Source organism: Streptomyces sp. NPDC041191 (genome assembly GCF_055591945.1).
This window is the reverse complement of record NZ_JBVIZC010000009.1, coordinates 203617-226750: the sequence shown is the minus strand read 5'-3', so window position 1 is coordinate 226750 and position 23134 is coordinate 203617. Positions and strand designations below refer to the sequence as shown.

At 73.7% G+C, this 23134-nt stretch carries 21 protein-coding genes; 6 read left to right on the top strand and 15 right to left on the bottom strand.

Translation table 11 applies throughout. From position 1 onward, the window contains the following. Positions 1-156: 156 nt before the first annotated feature. The gene (locus tag ACZ6AQ_RS19600; protein ID WP_468760887.1) at positions 157-1326 is read right to left on the bottom strand and encodes a glycerophosphodiester phosphodiesterase; all 1170 of its coding nucleotides are present in this window, start codon (positions 1324-1326) and stop codon (positions 157-159) included. Between the two features lie 241 nt (positions 1327-1567). On the opposite strand from ACZ6AQ_RS19600, the gene ACZ6AQ_RS19595 reads away from it, so the two are divergent. Further along, a complete protein-coding gene (locus ACZ6AQ_RS19595; protein WP_468760886.1) occupies positions 1568-2239 on the top strand; it encodes a lysophospholipid acyltransferase family protein in 672 nt (223 codons plus the stop codon). Between the two features lie 74 nt (positions 2240-2313). Here the strand turns inward: ACZ6AQ_RS19595 and ACZ6AQ_RS19590 are convergent, their stop codons facing one another. From ACZ6AQ_RS19590 to argH, 3 genes are all read right to left on the bottom strand, one after another. Continuing rightward, positions 2314-3852 (bottom strand): MFS transporter, encoded by a 1539-nt coding sequence (locus tag ACZ6AQ_RS19590; protein ID WP_468761012.1) that lies wholly within the window; start codon positions 3850-3852, stop codon positions 2314-2316. A 2-nt stretch (positions 3853-3854) separates the two neighbouring features. Beyond that, positions 3855-4406, bottom strand: coding sequence for a TetR/AcrR family transcriptional regulator (locus ACZ6AQ_RS19585; RefSeq protein WP_388698536.1), 552 nt, complete (start codon positions 4404-4406; stop codon positions 3855-3857). Positions 4407-4558: 152 nt separating this feature from the next. After that, positions 4559-5986: an argininosuccinate lyase gene (argH, locus tag ACZ6AQ_RS19580; protein WP_468760885.1), complete on the bottom strand. Its 1428-nt coding sequence runs from the start codon at positions 5984-5986 to the stop codon at positions 4559-4561. Between the two features lie 151 nt (positions 5987-6137). Here argH and ACZ6AQ_RS19575 point away from each other — a divergent pair, with 151 nt between their 5' ends. Beyond that, complete coding sequence (locus tag ACZ6AQ_RS19575; RefSeq protein ID WP_468760884.1) at positions 6138-6686, top strand: HEAT repeat domain-containing protein; 549 nt, start codon at positions 6138-6140, stop codon at positions 6684-6686. Positions 6687-7043: 357 nt separating this feature from the next. On the opposite strand, the gene ACZ6AQ_RS19570 is transcribed toward ACZ6AQ_RS19575, so the two are convergent. The 5 genes from ACZ6AQ_RS19570 to argC all read right to left on the bottom strand — a co-directional run bounded on the left by ACZ6AQ_RS19570 (position 7044) and on the right by argC (position 11993). Further along, complete coding sequence (locus tag ACZ6AQ_RS19570) at positions 7044-7574, bottom strand: arginine repressor (protein ID WP_030214728.1); 531 nt, start codon at positions 7572-7574, stop codon at positions 7044-7046. 7 nt (positions 7575-7581) lie between these two features. Then, positions 7582-8781 (bottom strand): acetylornithine transaminase, encoded by a 1200-nt coding sequence (locus tag ACZ6AQ_RS19565; RefSeq protein ID WP_468760883.1) that lies wholly within the window; start codon positions 8779-8781, stop codon positions 7582-7584. Then, positions 8778-9683 carry an acetylglutamate kinase gene (gene argB, locus ACZ6AQ_RS19560; protein ID WP_468760882.1) on the bottom strand — a complete coding sequence of 302 codons (906 nt, stop codon included), beginning with the start codon at positions 9681-9683 and terminating at the stop codon, positions 8778-8780. The genes ACZ6AQ_RS19565 and argB overlap by 4 nt, the downstream gene beginning before the upstream one ends. Further along, a complete protein-coding gene (gene argJ / locus ACZ6AQ_RS19555) occupies positions 9680-10846 on the bottom strand; it encodes a bifunctional glutamate N-acetyltransferase/amino-acid acetyltransferase ArgJ (RefSeq protein WP_468760881.1) in 1167 nt (388 codons plus the stop codon). The genes argB and argJ overlap by 4 nt, the downstream gene beginning before the upstream one ends. Positions 10847-10964: 118 nt before the next feature. After that, a complete protein-coding gene (gene argC, locus ACZ6AQ_RS19550; RefSeq protein WP_468760880.1) occupies positions 10965-11993 on the bottom strand; it encodes an N-acetyl-gamma-glutamyl-phosphate reductase in 1029 nt (342 codons plus the stop codon). 155 nt (positions 11994-12148) lie between these two features. Between argC and argG the strand changes: the two genes are divergently transcribed. Next, a complete protein-coding gene (gene argG, locus ACZ6AQ_RS19545) occupies positions 12149-13594 on the top strand; it encodes an argininosuccinate synthase (RefSeq protein WP_383439479.1) in 1446 nt (481 codons plus the stop codon). Between the two features lie 91 nt (positions 13595-13685). On the opposite strand, the gene ACZ6AQ_RS19540 is transcribed toward argG, so the two are convergent. The 4 genes from ACZ6AQ_RS19540 to ACZ6AQ_RS19525 all read right to left on the bottom strand — a co-directional run bounded on the left by ACZ6AQ_RS19540 (position 13686) and on the right by ACZ6AQ_RS19525 (position 17577). Continuing rightward, positions 13686-14846, bottom strand: a complete 1161-nt coding sequence (locus tag ACZ6AQ_RS19540; RefSeq protein ID WP_468760879.1) for a methyltransferase — start codon at positions 14844-14846, stop codon at positions 13686-13688. A gap of 106 nt (positions 14847-14952) precedes the next feature. Next, positions 14953-15528 (bottom strand): histidine phosphatase family protein, encoded by a 576-nt coding sequence (locus ACZ6AQ_RS19535; RefSeq protein ID WP_388693622.1) that lies wholly within the window; start codon positions 15526-15528, stop codon positions 14953-14955. Between the two features lie 68 nt (positions 15529-15596). Then, a complete protein-coding gene (locus ACZ6AQ_RS19530) occupies positions 15597-16049 on the bottom strand; it encodes a GNAT family N-acetyltransferase (RefSeq protein ID WP_468760878.1) in 453 nt (150 codons plus the stop codon). Between the two features lie 31 nt (positions 16050-16080). Next, positions 16081-17577: an aminotransferase-like domain-containing protein gene (locus tag ACZ6AQ_RS19525; RefSeq protein ID WP_468760877.1), complete on the bottom strand. Its 1497-nt coding sequence runs from the start codon at positions 17575-17577 to the stop codon at positions 16081-16083. On the opposite strand from ACZ6AQ_RS19525, the gene ACZ6AQ_RS19520 reads away from it, so the two are divergent. Continuing rightward, positions 17576-18676 carry a DMT family transporter gene (locus ACZ6AQ_RS19520; protein WP_468760876.1) on the top strand — a complete coding sequence of 367 codons (1101 nt, stop codon included), beginning with the start codon at positions 17576-17578 and terminating at the stop codon, positions 18674-18676. The two genes, ACZ6AQ_RS19525 and ACZ6AQ_RS19520, sit on opposite strands and share 2 nt — an antisense overlap. Positions 18677-18816: 140 nt before the next feature. Then, positions 18817-19017 (top strand): DUF1918 domain-containing protein, encoded by a 201-nt coding sequence (locus tag ACZ6AQ_RS19515; RefSeq protein WP_468760875.1) that lies wholly within the window; start codon positions 18817-18819, stop codon positions 19015-19017. 103 nt (positions 19018-19120) lie between these two features. On the opposite strand, the gene ACZ6AQ_RS19510 is transcribed toward ACZ6AQ_RS19515, so the two are convergent. Next, positions 19121-20425 (bottom strand): glycoside hydrolase family 10-like protein, encoded by a 1305-nt coding sequence (locus tag ACZ6AQ_RS19510; RefSeq protein WP_468760874.1) that lies wholly within the window; start codon positions 20423-20425, stop codon positions 19121-19123. Positions 20426-20592: 167 nt separating this feature from the next. Here ACZ6AQ_RS19510 and ACZ6AQ_RS19505 point away from each other — a divergent pair, with 167 nt between their 5' ends. Then, complete coding sequence (locus ACZ6AQ_RS19505; protein ID WP_468760873.1) at positions 20593-21453, top strand: 3-hydroxybutyryl-CoA dehydrogenase; 861 nt, start codon at positions 20593-20595, stop codon at positions 21451-21453. Between the two features lie 145 nt (positions 21454-21598). Here ACZ6AQ_RS19505 and ACZ6AQ_RS19500 read toward each other — a convergent pair whose 3' ends face one another. After that, positions 21599-22939, bottom strand: coding sequence for a transcriptional regulator (locus tag ACZ6AQ_RS19500; RefSeq protein ID WP_468760872.1), 1341 nt, complete (start codon positions 22937-22939; stop codon positions 21599-21601). Positions 22940-23134 lie beyond the last annotated feature (195 nt).

The window sequence follows — 23134 nt, the reverse complement described above, 5'->3', positions numbered from 1 at the left end:
CCCACCAACACGTAGGGGCCGCAGGCAGGGGGAGGGGGGACGGGCCGAAAACACGGGGGGGGGGGGCCCTTGCAGGCCCCCCCCCCCCCCCCCACGACCGTCACGGGCGCCGCGAGCCGGGCGGGAACACCCGGGGGCCGCCCGTCGCGACGCGCTTCAGCGGCGGCCGGTGAGGTCCTCGGCGGCGAGCAGGGCGGTGTCGGGGTTGTCGGAGAAGATGCCGTCGATGCCCGTCTCCAGGTACTTCTTCAGGGCGCCGATCGAGTCGCCGTAGGCGTTCGGGTCGGTGCCGCGCCGGAAGTCGGCGGGCAGGAAGGTGTTCTCGTTGCGGTGCGTGTAGGGGTGGAGGATCAGCCCGGCCGCGTGCGCGTCGCGGACCAGGGTGGTCGGGGCGCCGAGCCGGCCGGCCGCGTCCCGGGGGATCACCAGGTCGAGCGTGGGGCCGATGCCCTTCGCGTACGAGGAGATCCGGCGCAGGCCCTCGGGCGTGATCAGGTCCGCGACCGTGCGCGGGTCCCCGGCCTCGACGAAGTCCCAGGGGCGGCTGTTCGCCCCGGAGAGCAGGACCACGCCGGGGGTGTCGACCAGCTTCGCCAGGCGCTGGATGCTGCTCGGCTCGAAGGACTGGAGGAGGAGGGGCGAGTGGGCGCGGTGGCGTCCGTACCGGCGCAGGAGCTTCGCGAGCCGCTCCTCCAGGCCGAGGCCGAGGGAGCGGAAGTAGGTGGGGTGCTTGGTCTCGACGTACAGCCAGACCTCGCGGCCCCGGCGGCGGCCCTCCTCGTCGGCCCAGCGCAGCACCTCCTCGAAGGTGGGGACCGTCCAGCGGCCGTCGTAGAGGGTGTTCTCCTGGCGGGTGCCGGGGATGCGCTCCCCGGCCCGCAGGGTCTTGAGCTCGGCGAGCGTGAAGTCCTCGGTGAACCAGCCGGTGATCCTGGTGCCGTCGACGGTCTTGGTGGTCTTCCGGGACGCGAACTCGGGGTGGTCGGCGACGTCGGTGGTGCCGGTGATGTCGTTCTCGTGCCGGCAGACCAGGTGGCCGTCCCGGGTGGGGACGAGGTCCTGCTCGACGATGTGGGCGCCGAGGTCGAGGGCGAGCCGGTAGGAACCGAGGGTGTGCTCGGGGCGGTAGCCGCTCGCGCCGCGGTGGCCGATGACCGTGGGAACGGGGAGGGAGCGGTAGCCGCGCCCGTGCGGACGGTTCGTCGCGGCTTCCGGGGCGGCCTGCGCGGTGCCGGCCGTGAGGGCCGCGGAGGCGCCGAGGACGGTGGCGCCCGCGGCGCCGAGGACCGTCCGCCGTGCCGGGGTCCGGCGTTCGCCCTGGGTCATGAAGGGTCCTCCTGGGTGGATCGTGGTGTGATGTCCCGCACCTGTCGGCGGTGTTCCCGACGCTAGGCACCGACCCCCTACGGGCGGCAGACCTGCGCCGAACATGGCGGAAACTCGTGTCAACACTGCGTATCCGTTCGGTGAACCCGATGTGCGCGCGGAGGTGACCCGCGAGTATCGTCGCCAGTCGCACCGTCAGTTCGTCCGTCTTCGGCTGACCCGCTTCCCACCGGAGGAACCGTTGTCCCGTCTCGCGATCATCAAGGCAGTGCTCGGGCCGGTCATGCGCCTGATGTTCCGCCCCCGCGTGGAGGGCGCCGAGAACGTTCCGGGGACGGGTCCCGTGATCCTCGCGGGCAACCACCTCACCTTCATCGACTCGATGATCATGCCGATCTGCCTGGACCGTCCGGTCTACTTCATCGGCAAGGACGAGTACGTGACGGGCAAGGGCCTCAAGGGCCGGGCGATGGCCTGGTTCTTCACCAGCGTCGGCATGATCCCGGTCGACCGGGACGGCGGACGCGGCGGCGTGGCGGCGCTGATGACGGGCCGTCGGGTGCTCGACGAGGGCAAGGCGTTCTCGATCTACCCGGAGGGCACCCGCTCCCCCGACGGCCGGCTGTACCGGGGCCGTACGGGGATCGCGCGGCTGACCCTGATGACCGGTGCGCCGGTGGTGCCGTTCGCGATGATCGGCACCGACAAGATCCAGCCGGGCGGGGCGGGTCTCCCCCGTCCGGGCCGGGTGACGGTCCGCTTCGGCGAGGCGATGGAGTTCTCCCGCTACGAGGGGATGGACCGCGACCGCTACGTCCTGCGGGCGGTGACGGACTCGGTGATGGCCGAGGTGATGCGGCTTTCCGGGCAGGAGTACGTGGACATGTACGCCACCAAGGCGAAGGCCGCGTGAGGGCGTAAGGACGCACAGGGGGGTGCCCCCGTACGGCCGGACCGTACGGGGGCACCCCCCTGTGCGGGGGCGGGTCAGTGCTCGATGCCGTCCTCCAGCTTCTGGCCCCTGAGCAGGAACCAGGCGGCGACCGCCGTGACGAGGAGGACCGCCGCACCGGCCCCGGCCGCGATCCGCAGGCCGTCGACGAAGGCCGTCTGCGCGGCCGACACCAGGGCGGTCGCCGTGTCGGGGGCGAGGGCGCCGGACGCCTCGACCGCGCCGCCGAGGGATTCGTGGGCGGCCGACGCGACGTCCGAGGAGACGCCGGCCGGGGTGGGGAAGCCCCGGTAGACGCCGGTCACGATCGAGCCGAGGACGGCGATGCCGAGCGCGGCGCCCAGTTCGTACGCGGTCTCGGAGACGGCGGAGGCGGAACCGGCCTGCTCCTGGGGGACGCTGGAAAGGATCACGTCGGCGGTGACCGTGAAGGCGAAGCCCGCGCCGACGCCGACGACGAGCAGGGTGCCGCCGAGCAGCGGGTAGCCGGTGTGCTGGTCGAGCGTCGTCAGGACGGCGAGGGAGACGCCGACCGCCGCGAGGCCGCCGGCCACCACGGACCGCACGGAGAAGCGGCGGGCCACGACGCCCGCGACGAGACCGGCGGTGACGGCGCCGACCGCGGCGGGCAGTTCGGCGAGTCCGGCCTCCAGGGGGTGGCGGCCCTGGACCAGCTGGAAGAACTGGGACAGGAAGAACACCAGGCCGGAGAGGCCGAGGATGGTCAGCAGGTCCGCGAGGACGGCTCCGGAGAAGCCCCGGTGACGGAAGAGCCGCATGTCCAGGAGGGGCGTGGGCAGGGTCAGCTGCCTGCGGACGAACCAGGCGAGGGCGGCGATGCCGACAGCGGCGGCGAGGCCCACCCCGAGGGAGGGACCGTGCGAGGCCAGCTCCTTGACGGCGTAGACGACGCCGATCATGCCGGCGAGGGAGAGCACGACGCTGGGCAGGTCCCAGGGGCCCGGATTCGGGTTCTTCGACTCGGGGATCAGCTTGATGCCGACGAGGACGAGGACGGCCATGACGGGCAGGTTGATGAGGAAGACCGAGCCCCACCAGAAGTGCTCCAGGAGGAAACCGCCGACGACCGGGCCGACGGCCGCGCCCGCGGAGGCCATGGCGCCCCAGATGCCGATGGCGAGGCTGCGTTCGCGCGGGTCGTGGAAGATGTTGCGGATGAGCGCCAGGGTGGACGGCATGAGGGTCGCGCCGGCGACGCCGAGGAGCGCGCGGGCCACGATCATCATCTCGGGGCTGGACGCGTAGGCGTTGAGCACCGAGACGGCGCCGAAGGCCGTGGCGCCGATCAGGAGCAGCTTCTTGCGTCCGATGCGGTCGCCGAGGCTCCCCATGGAGACCAGGAGGCCGGCGATGACGAAGGAGTAGACGTCGCCGATCCAGAGGAGCTGGGTACCGGTGGGTTCGAGGTCCTCGGAGAGGAAGGGGGTCGCGAGGCCGAGCACCGTGGCGTCGACCGCCACGAGCAGCACGGCCAGGACGAGGACGGAGAGGGCGAGCCACCGGCCGGGGCGGCGGACGCCCTCGGTATGGTTCGGGGTCTTGAGGGTGCTGATGCTCACTTCTCCACACTCCTGCGCGCTCCGCCGAGCAGCAACTCGACGATCATGTACTGGAAGTCCTTGGCGGCGACCCGGCCGTCCTGCACGGCCCAGGTGCCGGAGCCCACGAGTCCGTAGAACGCCTCGGTGAGCCAGGCGGGGGTCAGGTCGATCCGGAAGACGCCGCGCTCCTGGCCGCGCCGGAAGAGGGCGGAGATCCGGGCGTCGATGCGCTCCCAGCCCTCGTTGCGCCGGTCGCCCTCGAAGAGCTGGTTCTCGGTGACGAGGAACGACAGCAGGGGCGCCACGGGCTCCACGGAGGCGATGAGCCGGCGCACGGCCTCGTCCTCGGGCCCCTCCTCGATCCCGGCCGCGTCGAGGGCCGCGTCCAGTTCCTGGAGGCCCAGCTCCTCGAGTGCCCGCACCAGGGCGTCCCGCCCGGCGAAGTGCCGGTGCAGCGTGGCCCGGCCGACCCCGGCGGCCCGGGCGACCTCGTCCATGGTGGCGGTCGATCTCCGGGAGAGCAGGGCGGCGGCGGCGCGGAGCATCTGGGTGCGGTCGACTGACATGAGACGACCATACACCCGGTGAGACATTGACGTCTCATTCAGAGTAAAGGCGTCCCAGAGAGGAAGGGCGTTCCGCAGGCCGGGCAGGACGGACAGCACGGTGCCGCCGCCCCCGGATCGGGGACGGCGGCACCGTGGAACGCGTACGGTCGTTACTTCTTGGCCTCGGCCCAGGCGTGCTGGATCACCAGGTCCGCCTTGACCTCCACGAGCTGGACGGCGACGGCGGAGGGGGCGGTGCCGCCGCGCCCGTCGCGCGAGGCGAGGGCGCCGGGGACGTCGAGGACCGTGCGGACCTCGGGGGTGAGGTGCTCGGAGATCTTGGCGAACTCCTCGTCGGTCAGCTCGTCCAGCTCCTTGCCCTCGGACTCGGCGACCTTCACGCACTCGCCGGCCACCTCGTGCGCCACCCGGAACGGGACGCCCTGCCTGACCAGCCACTCCGCGATGTCCGTGGCCAGCGAGAAGCCGGCCGGGGCCAGCTCCTCCATGCGCTCCCGGTTGACGGTGAGCGTGGCCATCATGCCGGTGAAGGCGGGGAGCAGGACCTCCAGCTGGTCGCAGGAGTCGAAGACCGGCTCCTTGTCCTCCTGGAGGTCGCGGTTGTACGCGAGCGGGAGGGCCTTGAGGGTGGCCATCAGGCCCGACAGGTTGCCGATGAGACGGCCGGACTTGCCCCGGGCCAGCTCCGCGATGTCGGGGTTCTTCTTCTGCGGCATGATCGACGAGCCGGTGGAGAAGGCGTCGTGGAGGGTGACGAAGGAGAACTCCTTCGTGTTCCAGATGATGATCTCCTCCGCGATCCGGGAGAGGTTCACCCCGATCATCGCCGTGATGAAGGCGAACTCGGCGACGAAGTCGCGGGAGGCCGTGCCGTCGATCGAGTTGCCCGCGCTGCCCCGCTCGAAGCCGAGGTCCTTCGCGACCGCCTCCGGGTCGAGCCCGAGGGAGGAACCGGCGAGGGCACCGGACCCGTAGGGGGAGACAGCCGTCCGGGTGTCCCACTGGCGCAGCCGCTCGGCGTCCCGGGAGAAGGACTGGACGTGGGCGAGGAGGTGGTGGGCGAAGAGCACCGGCTGGGCGTGCTGGAGGTGCGTACGGCCGGGCATGGCGACGTCCGCGTGCGCCTCGGCGAGGCCGACCAGGGCGTCCTGGAGGTCGGCGAGGAGGCCGCCGATGATCCGGGCGTGGTCGCGCAGGTACATCCGGAAGAGGGTGGCGACCTGGTCGTTCCGGGACCGGCCGGCGCGCAGCTTGCCGCCGAGGTCCGGCCCGAGGCGCTCCAGGAGGCCCCGCTCCAGGGCGGTGTGGACGTCCTCGTCGGCGAGGGTCCCGACGAAGGAGCCGTCGGCGACGTCCGCCTCAAGCCGGTCGAGTCCGGCCAGCATGCGGGTCAGTTCGTCCTGGGTGAGCAGGCCCGCCCCGTGCAGCACGCGGGCGTGGGCGCGGGAGCCGGCGATGTCGTACGGGGCGAGACGCCAGTCGAAGTGGACCGACGCGGACAGCTTCGCCAGGGCCTCGGCCGGACCGTCGGCGAACCGTCCGCCCCAGAGCCGTACGTCACCGTTGTTGCTGCTCACAGCTGTTGCTCCTCGGGAGGGTGCGGGTACCGCCACCTTCCCGGCCCGGGAGCGGAGAAGGTGATGGCATAACTATGCAATCGACCGTATGGTTTGTCAACGCGCCGCGGCCGTCGCGCCCGGGCCGTTCCTGTAGGACCGCTCCGCGCCGGTGCGCGCCTGTGCCCGCTGGGTGCTGCGGCAGGCGGGTGCCGATCCGCTGCCGCTGTACCGGGCGGTGTGCGCGGACGGTGCCGGGATGCCCGGCGGCGCGCCGCTCGGGCTCGCCGAGTGCGGGGACCGGGCCGTGGACGCCCCGGTCCTGTGGACGCTCACGGGCCACGAGCGGTCCCGCGTACGGGCGGGCGCCGTGGCGGGGCTGCGCCTGCTCGACGCCGTCCGGCCCGGTCCGCTCGTACCGCTGCTGGACGACGGTTCGCCGCGGGTCGTGCGCGAGACGGTGGCGGCGCTGCTGCCGTGGGCCGACCGGCTTCCGGCCGACGGGCTCCTGCGGCGTGCGACCGTCCACCCCGCCGCGCACGTCCGCAAGGGCGCGCTGCGGCTGCTCGCGGAGACCGGCGGCGCCCCGTTCCGGGAGGCGGTCCGGGTGCTCGTGGACGACCCGGACCCGAAGGTGCGCGCCCGGGCGCGGCGGGCCCGGGGGGAGGCGCCTCCTTTCCCGGGGCGCGCGCCGGAGGAACGCCCCGCGCGGGCGCGTTGAGCGGAACGCGGTCCACGGGAAGGACAGACGGACGCGTCGGCGGACGGCGGCGCTCCTTCACCGAGGAGCAGCCGGTGTGCTGCACCGCGACCGCTCCCCCGGCCGGCGACGGCCACGTCGGTCTCTCCGGGGGACGGCGGGCATCCTCGTGTCACTCGGCGAACCGGTCCTCGCCGACGCCGACTTCGGTGGCGGCGCCGATCCCGCCGCCGTCCGTCCCGGAGGGCAACGGGCGGGCCGGGCGGGCCGGACCGTGCGGCCGCCCCGTACGGGTCCGCCGTACCAGTTCCCGTACGGGTTCTCACCGCGCGGGTCGCGGGACGGTCCGGCGGTGAACGCGCCGCCGGAGGAGGACGCCTACTTCTGGGCCAGCTTCAGGAGGTGGTCCGCGAGGGCCTGGCCGCCCACCGGGTCCCGGCTGATCAGGAGGAGGGTGTCGTCACCGGCGATGGTGCCGAGGATGGCGTGGAGTTCGGCCTGGTCGATGGCCGACGCGAGGAACTGGGCGGCTCCCGGCGGGGTTCGCAGGACCACCAGGTTGGCGGACGCCTCGGCGGAGATCAGCAGTTCGCCGGAGAGACGCCGCATGCGCTCCTCCTTGGCGGACTCGCCGAGCGGGGCCTGCGGGGTGCGGAAGCCGCCCTCGCTGGGCACCGCGTAGATCAGCTCCCCGCCGGTGTTGCGGATCTTCACCGCGCCCAGCTCGTCCAGATCGCGGGAGAGCGTCGCCTGGGTGACGCTCAGCCCGTCGTCCGCGAGGAGCTTGGCGAGCTGGCTCTGCGACCGCACCGGCTGCCGGTTGAGGATGTCGACGATCCTGCGGTGGCGGGCCGTACGGGTCTGCGGAACGGACGGCCCGCCGTGCTCGTTCTCCTGCGCGTCGGTCATCGTCGTCTCATTCTCCGGTTCGTCCTTGCCCGTTCGCCTCGTCCAGGACCCCGGGCAGCGCCCGGAGGAAGGCGTCCGCCTCGGCGTCGGTGAGGACCAGCGGAGGCATGATCCGTACGACGTCGGGGGCGGGCGCGTTCACCAGGAGGCCGGCGTCCTGGGCCGCCTGCTGCACCTGGGGTGCGAGGGGCCCGGTGAGCACGATACCCAGCAGGAGTCCCGCACCACGGACGTGGGAGACCAGCGGATGTCCCAGAGCCTCGATTCCCCGGCGCAGCCGCTCCTCCACCGACTTCACGTGGTCGAGGGCCGCGTCGGCGCCGAGGGCGTCCAGGACGGCGAGTCCGGCGGCGCAGGCGACCGGGTTGCCGCCGAAGGTGGTGCCGTGGTGGCCGGGCGCGAAGAGTTCCGCGGCCTCGCCGAAGGCGACCGTCGCGCCGAGCGGCAGGCCGCCGCCGAGACCCTTGGCGAGGGTCACGACGTCGGGCTCCACGCCCTCGTGGGCCTGGTGCTCGAACCAGTGGCCGCACCGGCCGACGCCGGTCTGCACCTCGTCGAGGACGAGCAGCGTCCCGGTGGCGCGGGTGATCTCGCGGGCCGCCTTCAGGTAGCCGGCGGGCGGGACGACGACGCCGTTCTCGCCCTGGATCGGCTCGATGATCACGAGGGCGGTGTCCTCGGTGACCGCGGCCCGCAGCGCCTCCGCGTCCCCGTACGGGACGTGGGTGACGTCGCCGGGCAGCGGCAGGAACGGCGTCTGCTTGCCGGGCTGGCCGGTGAGCGCCAGGGAGCCCATGGTCCGGCCGTGGAAGCCGCCGTCGGTGGCGACCATGCGGGAGCGGCCGGTGAGCCGGCCGATCTTGAACGCGGCCTCGTTGGCCTCGGCACCCGAGTTGCAGAAGAAGACCCTGCCGGGCCTGCCGAAGAGGTCCAGGAGCCGCTCGGCGAGGGCGACGGGCGGTTCGGCGACGAAGAGGTTGGAGACGTGGCCGAGGGAGGCGATCTGCCGCGACACGGCCTCGACGACCGCCGGATGGGCGTGGCCCAGGGCGTTGACGGCGATGCCGCCGACGAAGTCCAGGTACTCCTTGCCGTCGGCGTCCCACACCCTGGCGCCCTCGCCGCGGACGAGGGGCAGCCGGGGGGTGCCGTAGTTGTCCATGAGCGAGCCCCGCCACCGCCGGGTCAGCTCGGTGTTGCCGGTCATCGGTCCCCCTGTCCGTCCGGCACGACCATCGTGCCGATGCCCTCGTCGGTGAAGATCTCCAGCAGGATCGAGTGCGGGACCCGGCCGTCGATCACGCGGGCCGTGGTGACCCCGTTCCGTACGGCGTGCAGGCAGCCCTCCATCTTGGGAACCATGCCGCTGGAGAGCTCGGGCAGCAGCTTCTCCAGCTGGCTCGCGGTGAGCCGGCTGATGACCTCGTCGCTGTTCGGCCAGTCCTCGTAGAGGCCCTCGACGTCGGTCAGGACCATCAGGGTCTCGGCACCCAGCGCCGCAGCGAGTGCCGCAGCCGCCGTATCAGCATTGACGTTGTAGACATGTCCGTCGTCCTGGGAGCGTGCGATGGAGGAGACGACCGGGATGCGGCCGTCCTCCAGGAGGGCTTCGATGGCGCCGGTCTCGATGGCGGTGATCTCGCCGACCCGGCCGATGTCGACCGGCTCGCCCCCGATGAGCGGCCGGTGCTGGGTGGCGGTGATGGTGCGGGCGTCCTCGCCGGTCATGCCGACGGCGAACGGGCCGTGCTGGTTGAGCAGCCCGACGAGTTCGCGCTGGACCTGTCCGGCGAGCACCATCCGTACGACGTCCATCGCCTCGGGGGTGGTGACCCGGAGGCCGGCCTTGAACTCGCTGACCAGACCGTGGCGGTCGAGGGCCGCGTTGATCTGTGGGCCGCCGCCGTGCACCACGACCGGCTTGAGGCCGGCGTGGCGCAGGAAGACGACGTCCTGGGCGAAGGCGGCCTTCAGGTCCTCGTCGACCATGGCGTTGCCGCCGAACTTGATGACGACGGTCCTGCCGTGGTGGCGGGTGAGCCAGGGCAGCGCCTCGATGAGGGTCCGGGCCTTGGGGAGCGCGGTGTGCTTCCGCGTGGCGCCGGTCACGACGAGTACGCGCTGTTCTCGTGGACGTAGTCCGCGGTGAGGTCGTTGGCCCAGATGACGGCGGACTCGGAGCCGGCGGCGAGGTCGGCGGTGATCGTGACCTCCCGGTAGCGCATGTCGACGAGGTCGCGGTCCTCGCCGACGGCTCCGTTCCTGCAGACCCAGACGCCGTTGATGGCGACGTTGAGTTCGTCGGGCTCGAAGGCGGCGGCCGTGGTGCCGATGGCGGAGAGCACCCGGCCCCAGTTGGGGTCCTCGCCGTGGATGGCGCACTTGAGGAGGTTGTTGCGGGCGATGGAGCGGCCCACCTCGACGGCGTCGTCCTCGGTCGCGGCGTTGACCACCTCGATCCGGATGTCCTTGCTGGCGCCCTCGGCGTCGCCGATGAGCTGGCGGGCGAGGTCGTCGCAGACCGCCCGCACCGCTTCGGCGAACCCGTCCCCGGCGGGGGTGACGCCGGAGGCACCGGAGGCGAGCAGGAGGACGGTGTCGTTGGTGGACATGCAGCCGTCGGAGTCGACCCGGTCGAAGGTGACGCGGGTGGCGTCCCGGAGGGCGGCGTCGAGGCCCTCGGCGTCCACGTCGGCGTCGGTGGTGAGGACGACGAGCATGGTGGCGAGGCCCGGGGCGAGCATGCCGGCGCCCTTGGCCATGCCGCCGACCGTCCAGCCGTCCTTCGTCACCACGGCGGTCTTGTGGACGGTGTCGGTGGTCTTGATGGCGATGGCGGCCTTCTCCCCGCCGTGCTCGGAGAGTTCGGCCGCGGCCTTCTCCACGCCGGGGAGCAGCCTGTCCATGGGGAGCGGGACGCCGATGAGACCGGTGGAGGCGACGGCGACCTCGCCCGCGCCGACCTCTTCTCCCCGCGCGGAGAGGACCTCCGCGACCTTCTCGGCGGTGGCGTGGGTGTCCTGGAAGCCCTGGGGGCCGGTGCAGGCGTTGGCGCCGCCGGAGTTGAGGACGACGGCGGTCAGTTCGCCGTCGGCGAGGACCCGCTGCGACCAGACGACGGGGGCGGCCTTGACGCGGTTGGAGGTGAAGACTCCCGCGGCGGCGCGGCGGGGCCCGGTGTTGACCACGAGGGCCAGGTCCGGGTTGCCGTTCTGCTTGATCCCGGCGGCGATGCCGGCCGCCGTGAATCCCTTCGCTGCGGTGACGCTCACTGTGCTTCTCCGTTCTCTCCCGGAGCGGACGCCCGGGAGGCGCCCCCGTCTCCGCCCGCGCGGCACGGGGATGTGGGCTTCGTCGTCGTCTGCGGACCGGCGGTCGCGCGCGCGTCGCTCACGGAGCGACCCCGGTCGTGGAAAGTCCTGCGCTCTCGGGGAGGCCGAGGGCGATGTTCATGCTCTGCACCGCGCCGCCGGCGGTGCCCTTGGTGAGGTTGTCGATGGCGCTGATCGCGATGATCCGGTTCGCGGCGGCGTCGTACGCGACCTGCACCTGGACGGCGTTGGAACCGAGGACGGACGCCGTGGCCGGCCACTGCCCCTCGGGGAGCAGGTGGACGAACGGCTCGTCCGCGAACGCCTTCTCGTACGCGGCCCGTACGGCCCCGGCGGTGACGCCGGGCTTCGCGGCGGCCGTGCAGGTGGCGAGGATGCCGCGGGGCATCGGGGCCAGGGTGGGCGTGAAGGAGACGGTGACCCGCTCCCCCGCCGGTCCGCTGAGGTTCTGGATCATCTCGGGGGTGTGGCGGTGGCCGCCGCCGACCCCGTACGGGGACATGCTGCCCATGACCTCGCTGCCGAGGAGGTGCGGCTTGGCCGCCTTGCCCGCGCCGGAGGTCCCGGAGGCGGCGACGATCACGGCCTCGGGTTCGGCGAGACCGTGGGCGTACGCGGGGAAGAGCGCGAGCGACACGGCGGTGGGGTAGCAGCCGGGCACCGCGACGCGCCTGGTCCCTTCCAGGGCGGCGCGGGCACCGGGGAGTTCGGGGAGGCCGTAGGGCCAGGTCCCGGCGTGCGGGGAGCCGTAGTACTTCTCCCAGTCGGCCGGGTCGTCCAGCCGGAAGTCGGCGCCCATGTCGACGACCAGGACGTCCGGGCCGAGCTGCTCGGCGACGGCGGCGGACCGGCCGTGCGGCAGGGCGAGGAAGACGACGTCGTGCCCGGCCAGTTCCTCGGCGGTGGTGGGCGCCAGGACGCGGTCGGCGAGCGGGAGCAGATGGGGCTGGAGCGCCCCGAGCCGCTGACCGGCGTGGGAGTGGCCGGTCAGTGTCCCGATCTCGACGTGGGGGTGCGCCAGGAGCAGGCGCAGGAGCTCTCCGCCCGCGTATCCGCTCGCACCCGCCACCGCTGCTCGTACCGTCATCGAAACCCTCCTCATGAATGGCATGACTATACGTGTCGTCGCAGTTTTATGCAACGAGCCCTCCCGGGCCGGCGGAGGGGCGGCCGGGACGGGCCGCGCACGAGGGGTGCGACACCCTCTTTGCATGACCATGCGAGATGATGCATACTCTTCCCATGTCCAAGGTCCTCACCTCCCTGCCCGCCGGCGAGCGCGTCGGCATCGCCTTCTCCGGCGGCCTCGACACCTCCGTCGCGGTCGCATGGATGCGCGACAAGGGCGCCATCCCCTGCACCTACACCGCCGACATCGGCCAGTACGACGAGCCCGACATCGCCTCGGTGCCCGGCCGCGCGAAGACCTACGGTGCCGAGATCGCGCGCCTGGTCGACTGCCGGGCGGCACTGGTCGAGGAGGGCCTCGCCGCGCTCACCTGCGGCGCGTTCCACATCCGGTCGGGCGGTCGCGCCTACTTCAACACCACGCCGCTGGGCCGTGCCGTCACCGGCACGCTCCTGGTCCGGGCGATGCTGGAGGACGACGTCCAGATCTGGGGCGACGGCTCGACCTTCAAGGGCAACGACATCGAGCGGTTCTACCGCTACGGCCTGCTCGCCAACCCCCACCTGCGGATCTACAAGCCGTGGCTCGACACGGACTTCGTGACCGAACTCGGCGGCCGCAAGGAGATGTCGGAGTGGCTCCTCGCCCACGACCTCCCCTACCGGGACAGCACGGAGAAGGCGTACTCCACCGACGCCAACATCTGGGGCGCCACCCACGAGGCCAAGACCCTGGAGCACCTGGACACGGGCGTCGAGACCGTGGAGCCGATCATGGGCGTCCGGTTCTGGGACCCGTCGGTCGAGATCGCCGCCGAGGACGTGACGATCGGCTTCGACCAGGGCCGCCCGGTCACCGTCAACGGCAAGGAGTTCTCCTCCCCCGTCGACCTGGTGATGGAGGCCAACGCCATCGGCGGCCGTCACGGCATGGGCATGTCGGACCAGATCGAGAACCGGATCATCGAGGCCAAGAGCCGGGGCATCTACGAGGCCCCCGGCATGGCGCTGCTGCACGCCGCGTACGAGCGCCTGGTCAACGCGATCCACAACGAGGACACCCTCGCCCAGTACCACAACGAGGGGCGGCGGCTCGGCCGGCTCATGTACGAGGGCCGGTGGCTGGACCCGCAGGCCCTGATGGTGCGCGAGTCGCTCCAGCGCTGGGTCGGCGCGGCCGTCACCGGCGAGGTGACGCTGCGGCTGCGGCGCGGCGAGGACTACTCGATCCTCGACACCACGGGTCCGGCGTTCAGCTACCACCCGGACAAGCTCTCCATGGAGCGCACCGAGGACTCGGCCTTCGGCCCGGCGGACCGGATCGGCCAGCTCACCATGCGGAACCTCGACATCGCCGACTCGCGCGCCAAGCTGGAGCAGTACGCCGGCCTCGGTCTGATCGGTACGGCCAACCCGGCCATCGGCGCCGCCCAGGCCGCCGCGACCGGGCTGATCGGGAGCATGCCGGAGGGCGGGGCCGAGGCCATCGCCTCCCGCGGCGAGTCCTCGGGCGACGACGAGCTGCTCGACCGGGCCGCGATGGAGTTCGGCACGGACTGACGCGTTTCACGGAGAGGGCCGGTCCGGCACCGTACGGTGCCGGACCGGCCCTCTCCGTGGTCGGGAGTTCCCGGCGGAGGCGCCGGAACGCTCAGCGGCGCACCGCGCGCAGCACCACGAACTTCGGGTCGCTCGCGACCAGTTCGCTGTTGCCGAAGATCCGGCGGAGGGTGACGTGGTGGCCGAGGTGCCGGTTGCCGACGACCCACAGTTCCCCGCCGGGACGCAGGACGCGCCGGGCGTCCGCGAACATGCGGCGGGCGGTGCGGTCGGTGGTGGCCTGGTGGCTGTGGAACGGCGGGTTGTTGAGGACCAGGTCCACCGAGTCGGGGGGCAGGTCCGCGAGGCCGTCGCCGACGAGGAACTCGGCCGTGCGCCCGTCGCCCGCGTGGGCCCGGAAGTTCGCCTCGGCCGAGGCGACGGCCTGGTACGACTCGTCGGTGAAGACCAGTTCCGCGCCGGGTTCGGCGAGGGCGACGGCGAGGCCGACCACCCCGTTGCCGCAGCCGAGGTCCACGACCCGGGCCCGGCCGAGGTCCCGGGGCAGGTGGGCGAGGAGGAAACGGGTGCCGATGTCGAGGCGGTCGGCGCAGAAGACGCCCGCGTGGTTGACGACGGTCCGGCCGGGGAGGCCGGGCGCGGGGGTGTCCGCCGGGAGGGCGTACCGGTACGGCCAGGGGTTCGGGCCCGGCGCGGCGGCGGGGCCGGGAGTGGTGTGGATCAGCCGGGCCTTCTTCACCGCGAGCGAGGTGCGGGTGGGACCGAGGAGGCGCTCGAAGAGCTTGAGCGTGGAGGTGTGGATCTCCTTGACCATGCCGGTGCCGACGATCACGGTGCCCTCGTGGACGGCGGGCGCGAGCCGGTGCAGCTGGTCCTCCAGGAGCGCGAGGCTCTTGGGGACGCGGACGAGGAGCACGTCGATCCGCGCGGGCGGCGGGTCCTGGGTGGTGAGCAGCCGGACGGCGTCCGGGGCGGCCCCGGCGCGCGCGAGGTTGGTCCGGGTGGCCTGTCCGCCGAGGTGGGAGTCGGTGATCTGGACGAGTTCGCCGGGTCCCGCGGCGTGGAGGGCGGTGACGAGGGCTCCCCAGCGGTCGCCGAGGACGGCCACCGTGCCGGAGAGGTCGGTGCCGGTCTCGGCCAGGTGCCCCAGGAGGTACTCGTCGGACGCGTCCCAGGCGCGCAGCGGGTCGCGCGGGTCCTCGGGATGGCGGGTCAGCGTGAAGGCGCCCCATGACGTGCTCAAACGGTTCATCGTGGGTTCAGGCTAGCCGGTCGGGGGCCGGCGCTCCTCCCGCCGCCCGGCGCTCCCTTCGCCCCCGCCGCCGGGCGGAGGCGGCGCGGGGGCCGGACGGCGGAGGTCAGCGGAGGGCCGCGTCGAGCCGGAGGTGCCAGAGGCCGGGACGGCCCGCCAGGGTGACGGTGGAGAGGGGACGGACCTCCACGTTCCAGTACGCGGAGGGCGGCGCCTTCAGGGCGTACACGAGGGCGGCCCGTACGACGGAGGGCTCGGCGACGGCGACGACGGCGCCGTCCTCGGCGGGGCGGGTGTCGAGCCAGTTCCCTATCCGGACGATGAAGGCGAGAAGGGGTTCGCCGCCGTGCGGGGCGGTGCGGGCGTCGGTGAGCCAGGCGTCGACGGCGGCCGGTTCGAGGGCGGCGACCTCGGCGAGGGTGAGACCGCGCCAGCGGCCCATGTCGCAGTCGCGCAGGGCGGGCTGGACGAGGGGCGCGTAGCCGAGGGCGGTGCCGGTGGCGCGGCTGCGCGGGGTCGGGGAGCAGTAGCGCAGTTCGGCCGCGCCGAGCGGGACGAGCGCGGGCGCGGCCTGCTGCACCTCGTACCAGCCGGTCTCGTCCAACGGCCGGTCGTCGTCGAACCGTTCGGCGAGCAGGGAGGAGCTGCGCGCCGCTGTGACGAGCGTCACCCGAAGACTCATGGCCGCGATCGTGAGGCCGGCGGCGCCGCCGGTCAAGGGATCGCTCCGGGAGGGCGCGGGGGCCCGGCTCACCCCTGCCCGAGAGACATCAGCTTGTCCGGATTTCGCAGTGGCGTGAAACCCACCTTCTCGTAGACGCCGTGCGCGTCGTCGGTGGCGAGCATGACGCGCCTCAGCCCGTACGGCTCCAGGAGGTCCAGGACGGCGGTGACGAGCGCGGTGCCGAGGCCGGCGCCCCGGGCCGGGCGGTCGACGTAGACGTCGCAGAGCCAGGCGAAGGTGGCGTAGTCGGTGACGACGCGCGCGTAGGCGGCCATCTCGCCGGTCCCCCGGTGGTAGGCGCCGACGTTGAGCGAGCCCGCGACGGCCCGGTCCTGCTTCTCCCGAGGTCGGCCGCGGGCCCAGTACGAGTCGGTGGAGAGCCAGTGGTGGACGCGGGCGGCGTCGATCCGGGCGCGGTCGGCCGATATCTCGTACGCCCCGTGCGGGACGGGGCGCTCCGGGGCGGGGGTGTCGCTCATGGACGAAGGCTCCCAGGAACGCGCGGTCCTGTCAGGCGGTTTCGCCGGGCGCCGGGCCGGCCGAACCCCTCGCGCGGCCCGGGGCCGGAGGGCGGCCGGCGAGCTCGTCCACCGCCGCGCGCAGGCGGTCCACCCCCTCCACGAGCTCGGCGGGGCCCGCGACACCCGCGAAACTCAGCCGGATGTGCCCGGCGGGCGGTTCCGCGCAGAAATAGGGGCGGCCGGGGGCGACGGCGGCCCCGGCGCGCAGGGCGGCGGCGAGGAGGGACGCCTCGGGCAGCGCGTCGGGCAGACGCAGCCAGAGGTGGTGGCCGCCGGAGGGGACGTGCGGCAGGACGAGTTCGGGGAGGTGGCGGGCGAGGGCCCCGGTCATGACGTCCCGGCGGCTCCTGAGCTCCCGGGAGACGGCGCGGAGGTGGCGGGGCCAGGCCGGGGAGCCGACGAGTTCGAGGGCGGCCTCCTGGAGCGGACGGGGGACGAAGAAGCTGTCGACGACCTGGATGGCGCGCAGCCGTTCCAGGACGGGGCCGCGGGCGGCGAGGGCGCCGACGCGGAGGCTGGGCGAGGTGGGCTTGGTGAGGGAGCAGACGTGGACGACGACGCCGTCCGGGTCCTCGGCGGCGAGCGGGGCGGGCAGGGGCGGGGCGTCCTCGTGGACGAGGCGGCGGGCGAAGTCGTCCTCGATGACGAAGGCCCCGGCGGCGCGGGCGATGCGGACGGCCTCCCGGCGCCGTTCCGGGCCGAGGACGGCCCCGGTCGGGTTCTGGAAGAGCGGCTGGCAGACGAAGACGCGGGCCCCGGTCGCGCGGAAGGCGGCTTCGAGGTGCTCGGGACGGACTCCCCCGGCGTCGGCGGGGACGGGTACGGGGCGCAGCCCGGCGGCGCGGGCGGCGGCGAGCATGCCCGGGTAGGTGGGCGACTCCACGAGGACGGGGGCGCCGGGCGGGGCGAGGGCGCGCAGGGCGGTGGTGATCGCGGACTGCCCCCCGGCGGTGACGAGGATCTCGGCGGCGGTGACGCTGCCGCCGATCTCGCGGGCGAACCACTCGCGCAGCTCCGGCAGGCCGTCGGTGGGCGGCCTGCCCCAGGCGCCGGGGCGGCGGCCGGCACGGGCGAGGGCAGCGGCGAGGGCCTGCGCGGGCTGGAGGGAGGGGTGGAGGTAGCCGCCGTTGAACTCGATCACCCCGGGCGGGGGCGCGGAGAGGGTGACGAGGACGCCGGAGGCGTCCACGGTCCGGGGGACGGCCTCGGCGGCGGTGTCGGCACTGAGGGACACCTCCTGCCAGGAGGTGTCCCCGACGGCCGGGGCGGGGGTGCGCGGTTCGGCGCGGAAGGCGCCCGCGCCGGGACGGGTCACGACGAGCCCCTCGGCGGCGAGCTGGGAGAGGGCGCGGGTGACGGTGACCGGGGAGACGCGGTAGTGCTCGACGAGCGCGCGACTCGATGGCAGTTTCTCACCCGGGGAGTAGCGGTTGAGCTCCGCTCGCAGGGATTTCGCCAGTTCGTTGACGCTGCTACGCTGATGCATGAGAGCACACGATAGCGCTACCGAGACCACGACGATAGCGGTCACGGGCCCGCCCCTCCGGTCGGACGGACCGGCCGCGTCCGGCACCGGGCGGCCCGCGGCCACCGGCGGGCCCGCGGTCGCCGGCTCCCTCCGCCCCGGGAGCGGGGCCGGTCGGTCCGCGCCCGGTGGAGCCGGGGCAGGCGCCGACGCCGGTCCGGCCGCGGCCGGACGGTCCCTGCCCTCCCGGCCCGCCCCCGACTCCCGGGTCCGGGGCACCCTGCTCGCCGGACTCGGCGTGGTCGCGTTCTCGCTCACCTTCCCGTCGACCGTCTGGGGCCTGGAGAGCTTCGGCCCCTGGTCCCTGGTGGCCGTGCGCTCCACCCTCGCCGCGCTCGTCGCCGGCGTCTTCCTGCTCGCCGGCCGGGTGCCCCCGCCGGAGCGGCGCCACTGGGCGGGGCTCGCGGTGGTCGCCGGCGGGGTCGTCGTCGGCTTCCCGCTCCTGACCACCCTGGCCCTGCGGACCTCCACCACCTCCCACGCCGCCGTGGTGGTGGGCCTCCTGCCGCTCACCACGGCGGCCCTCGCCGCCCTGCGGACGGGGCGGCGCCCCTCCCGCGCCTTCTGGGCCGCGGCCGTCGCCGGCGCCGCGGTGGTGCTCGGCTTCACGTTCCAGCAGAGCGGCGGGGCGGTCTCCAGGGGCGACCTGTACCTCTTCGGGGCGCTGCTCGTGTGCGCGGCCGGCTACACCGAGGGCGGCCGGCTCGCCGCCCTGATGCCGGGCTGGCAGGTCATCGGCTGGGCCCTGGTCCTCTGCCTGCCGCCGATGCTGGTCGCCTCGGCGGTCACGCTCTCCGTGGAGCCGGTCCGGCCGAGCGTCCACGGCGTCCTCGGCCTGGTGTGGGTCGCCGCCGGTTCGACCTTCTTCGGCCTGTACGTCTGGTACCGGGGCATGGCCACGATCGGCATCCCGAAGGCCAGCCAGCTCCAGCTCGCCCAGCCGCTCCTCACCCTCTTCTGGTCGGTGTTCCTGCTCGGCGAGACCCTTCCCCTGGCCGCCCCCGTCGCGGCCGTCGGGGTCCTGGTCTGCATCGCCGTCACGCAGCGGACGAGGTCCTGACCCGGGTTCCGCCGCGACGGCGGACCGGTGCGACGGCGAGCAGGCGGGCCGGCGCGACGGAACCGGGCGTCCGGGGTCACCATGGAAGACGGAGGCCCCGAGGAGGGCGGAACCGGATCGGCCGCGAGGAGGTCACTCCGATGCAGGCGAGCGTGGGCGACACACTGCTGGTGCACGGCCGGACCGTGGGTCACGACGACCGTACGGCCGAGGTCCTGCAGGTCCTGGGGGAGGACGGCGCTCCCCCGTACCGCGTGAGGTTCGACGACGGACACGAGGCCCTGGTGTCACCGGGCCCCGACACCGTCGTACGCCACGACGCGGGGGCGGGGACCGGCTGAGGCCGGGGCCGCCCCGGGACGGCCCCGGCGGGGGTCGTTCCCCCACGGCCCCGGCGGGCGGGCCCGCCGGAGACCGTTCCGCCGGAGACCGCCCCGGCGGGAGCTATCCCGGCGGGCGGACCCTGGTCGGGTAGTGGTCGGCCACCACGGCGGTCATCGCCCCGATCCGGTCCTTCGCCACCGCCTTCGCCGAGAAGAAGCAGTGGCCGCCGACCCCGGGGTACCGCTTGGCCAGCTCCAGGTGGCGCGAGAGTTCCCCGGGGTCCTGCCAGGCGGCGGGCTGGGCCGGGTCGCCCGCCTTGTAGAGCGCCTCGCCGATGTAGAGGCCGACGCCCGTGCCGCGCACCACCTCGTCCCACCAGGGCACCAGCTTGGCGTAGTCGGCCGGGGCCAGGCCGATGTGCCAGTACAGCTGCGGCACGATGTGGTCGATCCACCCCTCCCGGACCCAGGTGCGGGTGTCGGCGTACAGGTCGTCGTACGTCTGGACGCCCGCGTTGGTGTCCGAGCCCTCCGGATCGGTGCCGGCGTTGCGCCAGACCCCGAACGGACTCACCCCGAAGGCCACGTCCCGCCCGGTCTCCTTGATCCGGGCGGACATCTCGGAGACCAGCAGGTCGGTGTTGTGCCGCCGCCAGGACGCCCGGTCGGGGAAGCCGCCGCCGTACCGCGCGTACGCCTCGTCGTCGGCGAAGACCTGCCCGGCGACCGGATACGGATAGAAGTAGTCGTCCCAGTGCACGGCGTCGATGTCGTAGCGGCGCACCGCGTCCAGCATGGCGTCCTGCACGAAGCGCCGGACCTCCGGCAGCCCCGGGTTGTAGTAGAGCTTCCCGCCGTAGGGCAGCACCCACTCCGGGTGGAGCCGCGCCGGATGGGAGGCGACGAGCCGGGCCGGGTCGGTGTGGCTCGCCACCCGGTACGGGTTGAACCAGGCGTGCAGCTGGAGGCCCCGCGCGTGGGCCTCGGCGACGGCCGTGCCGAGGGGGTCCCAGCCGGGGGCGCGGCCCTGGGTCCCGGTGAGGCACGCCGACCAGGGTTCGTAGGGCGAGGGCCACAGGGCGTCGGCGGACGGCCGGACCTGGAGGACCACCACGTTGAGGCGGCGTTCGACCGCCGTGTCGAGGTGGGCGAGGAGTTCGGCGCGCTGCTGCTCGGCGGTCAGGCCCGGCTTCGAGGGCCAGTCCAGGTTCGCCACCGTCGCCAGCCACATGCCGCGGAACTCCGCGCGGCGGCGGCCCGGCCCGCCCCGCGCCGGGCTCCGCACTTCGGGCAGCGCGCCCGCCCCCACGGCTTCCCGGGCCGTTCCGGAAGCCGCTCCCCGCACCGTCGCGCCTGTCGTTCCCGTCACGGCGAGCGCCGTCCCGGCGGCTCCGGTCACGAACCTTCTTCTGCCGATAAGCGTCATTTGTTCCCCTCCTCTGTCGGATACGTCACACCCACCGGGACAGCATGCCCACCCTGGGCGATCGATCATCGGTTAATGAGCGGTAACGTCGTGGGGTCGAGGCGGACGCGCGGAAACACACGGGCCCGCCGCCAGCAGAGAGCGAAAGGCACGAGGTGACGGACTCCATGGCCGACATTGAGCGCGTCGGAGTGGTGGGCTGCGGTCAGATGGGCGCGGGCATCGCGGAGGTGTGTGCCCGGAGCGGTCTTGAGGTGAAGGTCGCCGAGACCACCGGCGAGGCGCTGGAGATCGGCCGCACGCGGCTCTACAACTCGCTGGCGAAGGCCGCCGAACGCGGCAAGATCAGCGAGGAGGAGCGGGACGCGGCGCTCGCGCGCCTCAGTTTCACCACCGACCTGGGCGAGTTCGCCGACCGCGACCTCGTCATCGAGGCGGTCGTGGAGAACGAGCAGGTCAAGACCGAGATCTTCCAGGTCCTCGACCAGGTGGTCGTCCGGCCGGACGCCATCCTGGCCTCGAACACCTCCTCCATCCCGCTGGTGAAGCTGGCCGTGGCGACCTCCCGCCCCGACCAGGTCATCGGCATCCACTTCTTCAACCCGGCCCCGGTGCAGAAGCTCGTCGAGCTGATCCCGGCCCTCACCACCTCCGAGGGCACGATCAGCCGGGCCCAGGTCTTCGCCGAGAAGACGCTCGGCAAGCACGCCATCCGCGCCCAGGACCGTTCGGGCTTCGTGGTGAACGCGCTGCTCGTGCCGTACCTGCTCTCCGCGATCCGGATGTTCGAGTCGGGCATCGCGAGCCGCGAGGACATCGACAACGGCATGGAGTTCGGCTGCGCCCACCCGATGGGCCCGCTGAAGCTGTCCGACCTCATCGGCCTGGACACCATCGCCTCGATCGCCGACTCGATGTACACGGAGTTCAAGGAGCCGCTGTACGCCGCTCCCCCGCTGCTCCAGCGCATGGTGGACGCGGGCCGGCTCGGCCGGAAGACGGGCTGGGGCTTCTACCCGTACGCCTGACCCCTACGGGTCACCCAGGACCACTCTCCGCACCACCCGGACGGCCCGTACACCCGCACAGGTACGGGCCGTCCGGCACGTCTCGGGGTCCCGGGAGGGACGGGCGGCGGGCGCCCGTGCGGTGGTGCCGTCGCGGCGGGGAGGATCACAGGGGGACGCGCAGCGCCCCGTCGATGAGCGCGGCCGCCTCCCGGGCGTCCGCCGCGCCGCTCGTGAGCAGGTGCTCCCGCACCTGCCGCAGCCGGTCCCGCAGCCGTCGCGACTCCGTCCCGCGCGCCCGCTCCGTCATCTCCACCGCCGTGCGCGCCGCCCCGTCGGCCTCGCCCCGCCGCAGCTCGACCCGGCACAGGACGGCGAGCCGGTGCACCCGGCCCCGGTCGTGCGAGGGCGCCGCGACCGACGCGGCGGCGTGCTCGTGGGCGGCCGGGAGGTCGCCCAGGCAGAGGAGGGCCTCGGCGACCTGCACGTCGACGAACCCCGGTTGCACGTACCCCGTCTCGGCGGGCTCCTCGCCCGGACGGATCCGCCCGGCCGCCGTCTCGGCCCGCCGGACGCAGGCCAGCGCGGCCGCGCCGTCCCCCAGGCGTGCGTACGCCTTCGCCTGCATCGCCGTCAGGTCGGCGGTGAGCGCCGGGGTGATCCGCCGTCCCGCCGCCCGCAGCGCCGCCTCCGCGAACGCCACGGCCTGCCGGTACTCCCCCAGGCACAGCGACTGGTTGACGAGGAGCGCGATCACGTACCCGCCGAGCCCCCGGTCCCCGCTCGCCTTCGCGAGCCGCAGGGCCTGGTGGAAGTAGTGCTGGGCCAGACCGTGCGCGTCCGCGTCGTAGGCGCAGATCCCGGCCACCGCCACGAGCCCGCCGGTGGCGCGGTGCAACCGGCGCCCGAGGGCGTCGCCGTACGCGCCCCGGAGCAGGGGCGCCGTCCCGGTGGTGAGGAAGCCGACGATCCGGGCCCGGGTCGCGACGCCCCCGGCCTTGCGGTACATCTGCTCGTAGTGGACCCTGGCGGCGGTCAGCACGTCGATGTCGGCGGCGGAGACCACGGTCCGGCCGGTGCGGGAGACGTCCGCGTCCTCCGGGGGGTTCTCCCACTCCCACACGGGCATCACCGCCGGAGTGCCGGTCAGGACCGGCGCGGTGACGATGTGCGGCCGCCGCTGTTCGTCGGAGCGCCAGAGGGCGGCCGCCCTCTCCACGAAGCCGGGGAGCGGTGAACCGGGTGCCGTCGCCGGCCCGTGCGGCACCCCGAGGCCGATGTCGTCCAGGGTCACCTGCCGGCGCAGCCGCGCGGCGAGCACCTCGCAGATCAGGTCCGGCACCTGGCCGCGCGGCCGCTGCCCCTTCAACCAGCGGGCCACGGCGGTGTGTTCGTAGCGCAGGGTGAGGCCCCTGGCCCGGCCGGCCCGGTTCACCCGGGCGGCGAGGCCGGCGTGCGAGACGCCCGCTTCGTCGAGCAGGGCGTCGAGCAGGGTGTTGGGCTGCATGGCCGCTCCGGTCGCTCGGTGAACCCAGCGTAGCGGTGGCCGATTTCGTACGGGGCGGAGTGGCGAGGAATGACCCCGTAGGGGTCCGTCCCGTCCGGGGCGGACCCCTACGGGGCGGTTTCGCACGGGGTGTGAACGGAGCACCCCTCCTCCCGCCCCGCGCGCTCTGCCGCGCCCGTCCCGACCCCGGTTGAC

What these genes read in the sequence shown, in the direction of transcription:
- ACZ6AQ_RS19540 (WP_468760879.1), bottom strand. Translation starts at nt 14,846, where the DNA reads ATGAACCGTTTGAGCACGTCATGGGGCGCCTTCACGCTGACCCGCCAT.
- ACZ6AQ_RS19505 (WP_468760873.1), top strand. Translation starts at nt 20,593, where the DNA reads ATGGCCGACATTGAGCGCGTCGGAGTGGTGGGCTGCGGTCAGATGGGC.
- argC (WP_468760880.1), bottom strand. Translation starts at nt 11,993, where the DNA reads ATGACGGTACGAGCAGCGGTGGCGGGTGCGAGCGGATACGCGGGCGGA.
- ACZ6AQ_RS19520 (WP_468760876.1), top strand. Translation starts at nt 17,576, where the DNA reads ATGAGAGCACACGATAGCGCTACCGAGACCACGACGATAGCGGTCACG.
- ACZ6AQ_RS19585 (WP_388698536.1), bottom strand. Translation starts at nt 4,406, where the DNA reads ATGTCAGTCGACCGCACCCAGATGCTCCGCGCCGCCGCCGCCCTGCTC.
- ACZ6AQ_RS19500 (WP_468760872.1), bottom strand. Translation starts at nt 22,939, where the DNA reads ATGCAGCCCAACACCCTGCTCGACGCCCTGCTCGACGAAGCGGGCGTC.
- ACZ6AQ_RS19565 (WP_468760883.1), bottom strand. Translation starts at nt 8,781, where the DNA reads ATGACCGGCAACACCGAGCTGACCCGGCGGTGGCGGGGCTCGCTCATG.
- argG (WP_383439479.1), top strand. Translation starts at nt 12,149, where the DNA reads ATGTCCAAGGTCCTCACCTCCCTGCCCGCCGGCGAGCGCGTCGGCATC.
- ACZ6AQ_RS19510 (WP_468760874.1), bottom strand. Translation starts at nt 20,425, where the DNA reads ATGACGCTTATCGGCAGAAGAAGGTTCGTGACCGGAGCCGCCGGGACG.
- ACZ6AQ_RS19525 (WP_468760877.1), bottom strand. Translation starts at nt 17,577, where the DNA reads ATGCATCAGCGTAGCAGCGTCAACGAACTGGCGAAATCCCTGCGAGCG.
- ACZ6AQ_RS19515 (WP_468760875.1), top strand. Translation starts at nt 18,817, where the DNA reads ATGCAGGCGAGCGTGGGCGACACACTGCTGGTGCACGGCCGGACCGTG.
- ACZ6AQ_RS19600 (WP_468760887.1), bottom strand. Translation starts at nt 1,326, where the DNA reads ATGACCCAGGGCGAACGCCGGACCCCGGCACGGCGGACGGTCCTCGGC.
- ACZ6AQ_RS19570 (WP_030214728.1), bottom strand. Translation starts at nt 7,574, where the DNA reads ATGACCGACGCGCAGGAGAACGAGCACGGCGGGCCGTCCGTTCCGCAG.
- ACZ6AQ_RS19535 (WP_388693622.1), bottom strand. Translation starts at nt 15,528, where the DNA reads ATGAGTCTTCGGGTGACGCTCGTCACAGCGGCGCGCAGCTCCTCCCTG.
- ACZ6AQ_RS19530 (WP_468760878.1), bottom strand. Translation starts at nt 16,049, where the DNA reads ATGAGCGACACCCCCGCCCCGGAGCGCCCCGTCCCGCACGGGGCGTAC.